The sequence below is a fragment of the Candidatus Neomarinimicrobiota bacterium genome (assembly GCA_022560655.1).
Classification (GTDB): domain Bacteria; phylum Fidelibacterota; class Marinisomatia; order SCGC-AAA003-L08; family TS1B11; genus JADFSS01.
This window is the reverse complement of record JADFSS010000020.1, coordinates 23157-31008: the sequence shown is the minus strand read 5'-3', so window position 1 is coordinate 31008 and position 7852 is coordinate 23157. Positions and strand designations below refer to the sequence as shown.

The window sequence follows — 7852 nt, the reverse complement described above, 5'->3', positions numbered from 1 at the left end:
TAGGGCGTGCCCTCCCCGAGGTAGCACAGGATGGCGTTGGACTCCCTCAACAATTCCCCTTCTTTTGTCACGAGCACCGGCACCTTGCCATCGGGGTTAATTTTCAGAAATTCCGGCGTCCGGGGCTTGATCCGGGTGGAAGGGATCTCCTCCCAGTCGTAGTCCTCCCCCAGCTGGGCAAGCAGCAGCCGCACCTTGTAACAGTTCCCCGAGGTCATCATGCCGTAGACTTTGTACATACCGGTGCGAGCCTCCTGTGGTGGGTGATTGGACGGCCCAATGTTACGGCGGGGCGCGATGGCATTCAACAGGGTCGGGCGGGGGCTGCGGTGGTAAGTTACCCCCTGGTCACCCCACCACCCACTGGAGGAACCATGGACCAGCGCGCCATCGATCTGTTTGACGAGTACACCCACACGGGGCTGGAGCGTAGTGCGTTCCTGAAGCGGCTGGCCGTGCTGGCCGGCGGGGTAGTTGCGGCCCAGGCGTTGCTGCCCCTGCTGGAGGTGAACTACCTTCACGCCCAGGTGGTCGCTCAAAACGACGAGCGCATCCACTCCAGCCGGGTCACCTTCGAGGGTGCGGACGGGCCGGTGCAGGGCTACCTGGCGCGCCCCAACGACGACAAGAAGCACGCCGGCGTGGTCGTGATCCACGAGAACCGGGGGCTGAACCCCCACATCGAGGACGTGGCGCGCCGGGCGGCGCTGGCCGGCTTCGTGGCTCTGGCCCCCGATGCCCTCTCCAGAATGGGGGGCACCCCCGATGACAGCGACGAGGCCCGCAGCATGATCTACCAGCTGGACAGCGAGACCACCCGCGCCAACTTCGTGGCGGCGGCGGCCCACCTGCGCCAGCACCCCCACTGCACCGGCAAGGTGGGCTGCGTGGGCTTCTGCTGGGGCGGCGGCATGGCGAACCAGCTGGCGGTGCGCGACCCCCAAATGCTGGCGGCGGTGGCCTTCTATGGGCGGCAGGCCGACGCCAGGGACGCCAGGCGCATCAAGGGGGCGCTGCTGCTGCACTACGCCGGGCTGGACAAGCGCATCAACGCCGGCATCGCGGCCTACGAGGAGGCCCTTAGGGCCGCCGGAGTAGACTACACCCTGCACATGTACGATGGCGTGAACCACGCGTTCCATAATGACACCGCCCCTACCCGCTACGAAAAGGCGGCCGCCACCCTGGCCTGGAAGCGCACCGTGGCGTTTTTCGAAGCGCAGCTGAGGTAGGAACGACGCCCCCAAGTCCAGTTCATCCTTCGAGAGCCTCAGGGTGACCTGGCACCGGCTTAGGGTGATCCCAGGGCTGCGCACCTAGAGCGATCGTCACCCTGAGCCCGTTTGCCGACGGACTTGATAAGGTCTGCGAGAGTGATTGTGAAAACGGATTTTGTCTCTCAAGTTGCAGTCAGATTTATCCTCTGGCAAAAAGTCATTTGATGACATTCTATATTATTGTAGTTTTTCAGGAGACGCTCGGCAGTTGGAGTCATCAATAACAGGAGGAAGTTATTATGCCAGAACAGCCCCCGAAGTTTTATAAGAATCCCTCAGTGGCTACTATCTTGTCATTCTTTTTCATGGGGCTTGGGCAGATATACAATGGACAAATAGGTAGGGGGTTTATGTTCATTGTTCTTTATGTCATTTCGATCGTCCTGATGTTTGTCATGATCGGCTTCATCACCACGCCGATACTATGGATTTGGGGAATGATTGATGCAAACTCCTCAGCAAAAAAAATTAACCTAGCTCTAGCCGCGGAATGATTCATTTCGGGTTGGATGCAAATTAGGCAAGAACAAAAGCTCCTTCACCACCGCTCACACCCGCTATGACCAGGCGGCCGCAACCTTGGCCTGGGAGCGCACCGTGACGTTTTTCGAGGCCCAGTTGCAGTAGGGACGGCGGGATTTACCCTTTACGCTACCCACGGATATAGCCGAACTTTCAGCCGCACCCCCCAAACCTAACCTGGAGGAACCTATGAACGCTATCAACGGTCGCGTGATCAAAGCAGCCGTGGGCGGCTTTGTGGCCATGTTTCTGCTCAGCTACGTCTGGTACGGTGTGGTCATGGCGGGCTGGTATGAGACCAACTTTGCCAACATGGCCGCTGCCGAGGGTGACATGTCCATACTCCTTATCGCCGTCGGCTACGTCATCATGGCCTTTCTGCTGGCCTATGTTTACCCTTACGGCTATAAGGGCGGCAGCGGCACGTCGGAGGGTATGCGCTTTGGCGTCATTATGGGGCTAATTATCGGCCTGCCCCTCGCCTTTGTGGGTGCCGGCGCCTGGAATGTTGAGCTGGGCCCCAGCCTGGTGGACGGTATCTACAAGGTGGTTGAGATCGGTGTTGGCGGGACGGTCATCGGCCTGCTCTACGGCACCGATGAGCCGGCCGCTGCGCCGGCTGCTGCGCCCTCACCGCCACCCGCCGCGCCGGAAGCCCCCGCCGCCGAGGAGTAGGCCCCACAGACATGGCACCGCCTGCCGGGACACCCCTCGGCTGGCGGGCAGGGCACCCCCCCCTAGCTGCGACGCTGCTGCACCTTGACGCGGCTCCGGCGCGGCCCTAATGTAGGCGCAATGCCTACGCCCAAGCCCACACCATCCACCCCGGCCCGGGACCCCCGCGGCCGCTTTCTTCCCGGCGTCAGCGGCAACCCCAACGGCCGCCCGCGCAAGTCCCCCCCGAGCCAGCCCGACCCCACCGCAACCCTGACTACGCCCGAGCCGGTCACCGCCCTCGTGCGGCGGCGGCTGGCCCAACCCGTGAGCGCGCTGCCTATGGAAGTCGGCGGCCACCAGTCCATCGGCGAGGGGTTGGCCGACACCCTGCTCCGCGAGGCCCTCTACGGCCGGGACCGCCTGCGGGCGGTCAGTGCGGTCATCGACCGGCTGGAGGGCAAGCCCCGGCAGGCCGCCGACGCCGAATTGCCGGAGAAGCCCGACCTGGTGGTCATCGGGTGACCTACGCCATCCGTAAGGCGGACATGCGGCCGCACCAGCGCGCCTGGTGGGACCTGGACCACTACATCCGCCTGCTGGTGGGGGGCAAGGGGTGCGGCAAGACCCACATCGGCGCCCTGCGGGCCATCTGGCTGAGCCACGTGAACGCCCCCGCACCCGGCATCTGCGTCAGCCCGTCTTACCCCATTGCCTGGCGCACCATCATTCCCACGCTGAAGGGCCTGCTCCGCCGCGCCGGGCTGAGCTATCACTACAACGACCTGCGCAAGGCGTTCCACATCCGGGACTGGGACGGCGCCATCTGGCTGGGCTCGGGCGAACTGCCCGACTCGCTGGTGGGCCCCACTCTGGCGTGGGCCTGGATCGACGAGCCGTTCCTCCAGAAGAAGGGGGTCTTCGACGAGATGATCGCCCGAGTGCGCCACGCGGACGCTGCCCGCCGGGAGATCAACCTCACCGGCACCCCCGAGACCCTCAATTGGGGCTACGACGTAGCCATGAATGACGAGGGACGCTATGACCTGGGCATGGTGGTGGGCCGCACCCGGGACAACCCCTCCATCCCCCCGCAGACCATCGCGGCCATGGAGGCGGCCTACACCGAACAGATGCGGGCGGCCTACCTGGAGGGGCGCTTTGTGAACCTCACCGCCGGGCGGGTGTACAGCCCCTTCGACCGGGACCGGCACCTGCTCAGCCGGCCCCATCTGCCGGCCTCGCGGCTGCTGCTGGAGGCAGGCATCGACTTCAATGTGGACCACATGACCGCCGTGGTGTTCGTGCGCGGCCCCCATTGGCTCCATGTCATCGACGAGCTCCGCCTGAGCAATGCCAACACCTTTCAGCTGGCGGCGGCGCTAGGTGAGACCTACCGCGGCATCACCGTCTACCCCGATCCCGCCGGCAACGCCCGACATAGCAGCGCTACCCGCAGCGACCACCAGATCCTCCGTGACAGCGGCTTTACCGTACTGGCCCACCGCGCCGCGCCGCCGGTGAGGGACCGGGTGAACGCCGTGAACGGCCTGCTGCTGGGCAGTGATGACGGCGGCCCGCTGCTCACTTTGGAGCCGGGGCGCTGCCCCTGGCTGGTGAAAGACCTGGAGCAGAACGTCTGGCGCGCGGGCGAGATCGACAAGCTGAGCGACCGGTCCGCCACCCACGCGGCAGACGCCCTGGGCTATGCCGTGGAGTACCAATTTCCTATTCAACCGCAGGGAGTGACTTATGGCCAACGCTGGTGATTTTCAAAACGCATTTCCCGTGCCCCCCGAGGCCTGGCTGGCCGACCAACTGGAGGACCTGAAGCAGGGGCGCTTCACCGCCTTCATGGCGCGGCGGGAGGAGATTCTTGACATGTATACCGGGGACGATCTGGAGAGCTCCGTGAAGGCCTACTTCCGGGACCCGGAGCGCCCCGGCGGCTCCCTATACCCCGCCCTCGAGCAGGCCCCCCTGGCACGGCAAAACTTGCTGGACCGCTTCGTCCGGCGACTAGCGCTGGTCTACAAGCAGCGGCCCGACTACCCCATCGGCGACGCCGCCTGGCCCGAGGGCTACGACCTGCTGCGCCGCTGGCTCTTCTTCAAGGCCGCCGAGCGCAAGGCCGCCCTGCTGGGCACCGCTCTGCTCCATCCCCTGGTGCGCAGGGGCCGGCTGGACTGGGACTTCATCTGGTACTACCTGCCCTTATTCGGCGATGACCCCCTCACACCCGAGGCCGTGCTCTACCCCCTCTCCACGCCCTCCGCAGACGTGAGTGGCAACGCCCGCCTGCGCTGGGCCTACTGGGATGCGGCGCAGCACTACATCATGGACAATGAAGGCACCATCGTGGAGGAGCCGTTCGGCGGCCGGGAACACCCCTACGGGCGGCTGCCCTTTGTGAGCATCCACCCCCGGCCGCAGGTGAACGAGTACTTTGCCGAGGGCTACGGCGGCCCGCTGGCCGACGCCAACGTGGCCATCAACCTGGCCCTCACCGAAATGCGGCTGGGGGTGCGCCTGAACCTGCTGGGCCAGCCGTGGACATCAGGGCTGCCGGTGGGCGACCGCATCAAACTGGGGCTGAACAACGTACCCAATCTGCCCGAGCAGGGGGAACTCCATTTCGCCGCCCCGACGGCCAACATGCAGGCCGCCATCGAGTATATCCGCGCTGAGTACGAGAACGCCGCCCAGAACCTGGGCGTGCAGGTCCAGTGGGGCAGCAGCGCCGACCAGCCGTCGGCGGATAGCCTGCGGGTGCGGGCCATCGAGCTGCTGGAACGCCGGGAAGACGACGTGGCCGTCTGGCTGCAGGCCGACAACGAGGTCTACGACCTGGAGCGCGCCATCTGGCCCCACCACCTGCCCGGCGAGCTACCCGCCCACCGCCGGGTGAACTTCGCCGAGGTGGCCTTCCCCAAGACCGGCGCCGAGCAGCGGGCCGACCTGGCCTGGCGCTTCGCCCACGGGCTGGATAACCCCGCCGCCCTGCTGCGCCGGGAAGACCCCGACGGCTTTGCCGATGACGCGGCGGCCCGCGCCTTCATCCGGGAGAACCTGGCGTTGACGAAGGAATTGGCCCCAGCGACGTTGGCGGAGAGCGGGGAGCCAGCGAAACCCTGAGGGTGGAGGCCGCCCTACCCCTGCTGTGCCACGTAGTAGTCCAGCAGGTTGCGGATCATGCGCTGGTAGCTGCCCTTGCGCACGCCCGCCTTGCGCTTGAAATAGTCCAGGCTGCGGTTGCTCAGGCGGAGGGTCACCTTGGTGGATTCATCCAGCGACAGCAAGTCGTCGGGGGACGGTAGAAACTTTTCCACATTTTCGGGCAGGCCCTGAGAGACGCTGCCGGTTTCCTTGCTCATCATAACTCCTGTGATCGCGCCATCCTCTGGCGCTGTTGTCATTAATATTGCCATATGAATGTACATACGTATGTATGGCTAGCGCAAGCATTATTACCCTGGCGACGAGCCGAGGCGCCAGCTCATGGGGGGGCTGTTCCCGGGAACTGGCCCACCCAGCATGCAGCTGCGTCAATGCCCGCACTTGACCGCCGCATGCGGGGGCTGTAGGTTCGGTCACGGCAGGAGGGGCAAGTGCCCCGCCGGCCCCGCCACTGGCGGAGTACGCCGCCCGCAGGTTCGCTACCTGCTCCTGCCTCTACAAGCGCCCCCTGGCTGATCACCAGCGGGTTGACATCAGCAAAAGCGGTCGTCCGGAGTTCTAACCGCTCTCCGGGGGCCGCTTTTGCGTTGTCGCCAGAATTATGACGTATCGCTGCGACACGTGCCGCCACGAGTTCGGCCACCAGCCCCGCCGGGGCACCCCCCTGCCGCGCTGTCCCCGCTGCGGCGGCTTCACCCGCCGCCTGGGCGGCCCGGCCATCCGTACGGCGCCCGACCCCTACGAGCGCATGGTGCGCGACGGAGAGCTCGTGGGCAGCGACAGCGAGGATATTTCATGACTCACACACGAGGTAAACATGTCAACTGAAACGCCTAACCCAGCGCCCAAGACGGTGCCCTACGACCGCTTCTCGGAAGTTGTGTCCGAGCGCAACGATCTAAAGGCCCGTCTGCAGGCGCAGGAAGAGGCGGAGGCCCACCGCAGCCGCCGCGACCTGGATGAGAAGCAGAGCCTTAAGGCGCTCTACCGCCAGGAACAGACGGCCCGGGAGACCGCCGAATCACGGGCCAAACAATGGGACCACTACCAGGCTCAGCGCCGCGATGCGTTACTATCGAAACTAGCCACAGCCGAAGAACGCGAGGACCTGGCCGGGCTCTCCCTGGAGAAGCTTGAGAGGCAGGTGGAGCGGCGGCTGGAACACAATCGCACAGGCGCAGGGGGCCATCCCGGCCGCCCAGGACGGCAGCCGGGACCGGATAAACTGCCCCCCCTGAGCCAGCAGACCACCGAGCAGCGCCGCCTGAGCCACCAGGCCCGGCTAGCTGCCTACCAACAGTGAGGAACTGATTTATGGCCAACGTAACCGTAACCACCGCTGCCAACTTTATCCCGGAGGTGTGGAGTGACGCCATCCTGGACTACGCGGAGCGGCGGTTCAGACTCAAGAACCAGGTCACCGACGTCTCATCGCTCATCACCAGCGGCGCCGACACCATTCACGTGCCCCGGGTGGACGAGGAGACCGCAGCGGCGAAGTCCGCCGATACCTCCGTGACCTTCGCGGCCAACACCGACGCCAAGACCGACATCTCCATCAACCAGCACTTCTACGAGGCCAAGCGCATCGAGGACATCGTGCGGGTCCAGGAGAACGCCGATCTGTTCAACCTTTACGCCCGCTCCATGGGCTACGCCCTGGGCAAAAAGGTGGAGAACTACCTGGCCGTCGATGTGCTGCAATCCGCCACCGCCAACGACGTGACCCTGGCCACCGACAACACCCCCACCGCTGCGGAACTTCGCGCGGGCATCCAGAAACTCATGGATCTGGGTGTCGACCCGGCGGCTGTAGGCGTGGACGCCTACTTCTATGCCTCCCCGGCGACCTACCTGAATCTCCTTGGGCTGGACCAGTTTGTCTCGTGGCAAAAGGTGGGTCCCGCCAAGGAAAGCGGCAACACCACCGGCATCCTCGGCGAGGTCTACGGCATCCCCACCTACCAGTCCATCGACTGGGGGAGCGCCGGCACCACCGGCGAGGAGACCGCCACGCTGTTCACCCGCGAGGCCATACTGTTCGCCATGCAGATCCAGCCACGGGTGCATGCCCAGTACATGGCGCGGGAGCTGGCCACGGAGGTGGTGGCCGACGTCCTGTTCGGCGCCAGCCTGACCCAGTCCGCCGCGGACGCCGCCGGGCAGGTGGTGAACTTCAACAACCCGTAGAGATGTGACGGGTGTGGGCCCGGCTGCGGTCG

Annotated in this window: 11 protein-coding genes; 9 read left to right on the top strand and 2 right to left on the bottom strand. The window is 65.2% G+C overall.

The genetic code is table 11. The annotated features are described in order from the left end of the window. Nucleotides 1-239, bottom strand: a 239-nt coding sequence (locus IH971_04790) for a glutathione S-transferase N-terminal domain-containing protein (protein MCH7497151.1), incomplete at its 3' end; no start/stop codon positions are given. Nucleotides 240-374: 135 nt separating this feature from the next. Between IH971_04790 and IH971_04785 the strand changes: the two genes are divergently transcribed. The 6 genes from IH971_04785 to IH971_04760 all read left to right on the top strand — a co-directional run bounded on the left by IH971_04785 (nucleotide 375) and on the right by IH971_04760 (nucleotide 5588). After that, nucleotides 375-1232 carry a dienelactone hydrolase family protein gene (locus IH971_04785; protein ID MCH7497150.1) on the top strand — a complete coding sequence of 286 codons (858 nt, stop codon included), beginning with the start codon at nucleotides 375-377 and terminating at the stop codon, nucleotides 1230-1232. 284 nt (nucleotides 1233-1516) lie between these two features. Next, nucleotides 1517-1771, top strand: coding sequence for a hypothetical protein (locus IH971_04780; protein ID MCH7497149.1), 255 nt, complete (start codon nucleotides 1517-1519; stop codon nucleotides 1769-1771). Nucleotides 1772-1988: 217 nt separating this feature from the next. Beyond that, the gene (locus IH971_04775) at nucleotides 1989-2474 is read left to right on the top strand and encodes a hypothetical protein (GenBank protein MCH7497148.1); all 486 of its coding nucleotides are present in this window, start codon (nucleotides 1989-1991) and stop codon (nucleotides 2472-2474) included. A 120-nt stretch (nucleotides 2475-2594) separates the two neighbouring features. Next, complete coding sequence (locus IH971_04770) at nucleotides 2595-2978, top strand: hypothetical protein (GenBank protein ID MCH7497147.1); 384 nt, start codon at nucleotides 2595-2597, stop codon at nucleotides 2976-2978. Then, nucleotides 2975-4222 carry a hypothetical protein gene (locus tag IH971_04765; protein MCH7497146.1) on the top strand — a complete coding sequence of 416 codons (1248 nt, stop codon included), beginning with the start codon at nucleotides 2975-2977 and terminating at the stop codon, nucleotides 4220-4222. Before IH971_04770 ends, IH971_04765 begins: the two co-directional genes overlap by 4 nt. Further along, nucleotides 4206-5588 carry a hypothetical protein gene (locus IH971_04760; GenBank protein MCH7497145.1) on the top strand — a complete coding sequence of 461 codons (1383 nt, stop codon included), beginning with the start codon at nucleotides 4206-4208 and terminating at the stop codon, nucleotides 5586-5588. Before IH971_04765 ends, IH971_04760 begins: the two co-directional genes overlap by 17 nt. A gap of 14 nt (nucleotides 5589-5602) precedes the next feature. Here IH971_04760 and IH971_04755 read toward each other — a convergent pair whose 3' ends face one another. Further along, nucleotides 5603-5830, bottom strand: coding sequence for a hypothetical protein (locus IH971_04755; protein MCH7497144.1), 228 nt, complete (start codon nucleotides 5828-5830; stop codon nucleotides 5603-5605). 401 nt (nucleotides 5831-6231) lie between these two features. On the opposite strand from IH971_04755, the gene IH971_04750 reads away from it, so the two are divergent. Genes IH971_04750 through IH971_04740 form a run of 3 tightly spaced genes read left to right on the top strand, consistent with a single transcriptional unit; the run spans nucleotide 6232 to nucleotide 7820 of the window. Beyond that, nucleotides 6232-6429, top strand: coding sequence for a hypothetical protein (locus tag IH971_04750; protein ID MCH7497143.1), 198 nt, complete (start codon nucleotides 6232-6234; stop codon nucleotides 6427-6429). An 18-nt stretch (nucleotides 6430-6447) separates the two neighbouring features. Further along, entirely contained in the window at nucleotides 6448-6933 is a 486-nt protein-coding gene (locus tag IH971_04745; protein ID MCH7497142.1) for a hypothetical protein, read from the top strand. Between the two features lie 11 nt (nucleotides 6934-6944). Continuing rightward, nucleotides 6945-7820: a hypothetical protein gene (locus IH971_04740; GenBank protein ID MCH7497141.1), complete on the top strand. Its 876-nt coding sequence runs from the start codon at nucleotides 6945-6947 to the stop codon at nucleotides 7818-7820. Nucleotides 7821-7852 lie beyond the last annotated feature (32 nt).

What these genes read in the sequence shown, in the direction of transcription:
- IH971_04775 (MCH7497148.1), top strand. Translation starts at nt 1,989, where the DNA reads ATGAACGCTATCAACGGTCGCGTGATCAAAGCAGCCGTGGGCGGCTTT.
- IH971_04745 (MCH7497142.1), top strand. Translation starts at nt 6,448, where the DNA reads ATGTCAACTGAAACGCCTAACCCAGCGCCCAAGACGGTGCCCTACGAC.
- IH971_04740 (MCH7497141.1), top strand. Translation starts at nt 6,945, where the DNA reads ATGGCCAACGTAACCGTAACCACCGCTGCCAACTTTATCCCGGAGGTG.
- IH971_04755 (MCH7497144.1), bottom strand. Translation starts at nt 5,830, where the DNA reads ATGATGAGCAAGGAAACCGGCAGCGTCTCTCAGGGCCTGCCCGAAAAT.
- IH971_04780 (MCH7497149.1), top strand. Translation starts at nt 1,517, where the DNA reads ATGCCAGAACAGCCCCCGAAGTTTTATAAGAATCCCTCAGTGGCTACT.
- IH971_04770 (MCH7497147.1), top strand. Translation starts at nt 2,595, where the DNA reads ATGCCTACGCCCAAGCCCACACCATCCACCCCGGCCCGGGACCCCCGC.
- IH971_04760 (MCH7497145.1), top strand. Translation starts at nt 4,206, where the DNA reads ATGGCCAACGCTGGTGATTTTCAAAACGCATTTCCCGTGCCCCCCGAG.
- IH971_04750 (MCH7497143.1), top strand. Translation starts at nt 6,232, where the DNA reads ATGACGTATCGCTGCGACACGTGCCGCCACGAGTTCGGCCACCAGCCC.
- IH971_04785 (MCH7497150.1), top strand. Translation starts at nt 375, where the DNA reads ATGGACCAGCGCGCCATCGATCTGTTTGACGAGTACACCCACACGGGG.